General features: G+C 81.1%; 1 pseudogene. It reads right to left on the bottom strand.

Annotated features, from left to right (window positions below):
- Positions 1-577, bottom strand: a pseudogene (locus tag SSBG_RS31545) (ribonuclease E/G); the annotation flags it as partial.

The following is a 577-nucleotide window of genomic DNA, read 5'->3' as shown; positions in this document are numbered from 1 at the left end:
GGCGCTCGCCCTCGTCGCCGTCGGCGCGCTCGGTGTCCTCGCCGCTCTCGGCGGGCTCGGCCACCTCCTCGGCCGCCTCGGTCCTGGCGGGCGCCTCGGCCCGGGGCGCGGGCGCCTCGGCGGTACGGGGCTGCTCGCGCTCCTCGCGGCGGCGGCGCTTGCGGCGGCCGGACCCGGCCTCCTCGGCGCGGGCGGGGGCGGCGGCGGGCGCGGTCTCCTCCTCTTCCTCGTCGCCGGAGGCGGCGGCCTCGGCGGCGGCGCGCTCCAGGGTCTGGAACTGGAAGGAAGGCTCGGTGAAGACCGGGGCGCGGAAGACGGGCACGGCGGGCTTGCGGCCACCGTGGGAGCCCTCCTCGCGCTCCTCGCCCTTCGCGCCGCCCTTGGCGGACTGGCGGGGCTGGAGCTGCGGCTCGGTGAAGGTGGCGCGGCTGCGGGCGGGCTTGCGCCGCGCGCGGCGGCGCACGTCGCCGTCGTCCTCGTCGGCCTCGGCGGGGGCGGCCTGCTCCGCGGCGGGCTTCTCGGCCTGCGCGGACTTCTCGCCGCGCGCGGGCTTCTCGGCCTGTGCGGCGGCCTGCGG

The sequence above is a fragment of the Streptomyces sp. SPB074 genome, from assembly GCF_000154905.1.
Lineage (GTDB): Bacteria > Actinomycetota > Actinomycetes > Streptomycetales > Streptomycetaceae > Streptomyces.
The sequence above is the reverse complement of the archived record's forward strand: the minus strand, read 5'-3'. Positions and strand labels throughout refer to the sequence as shown.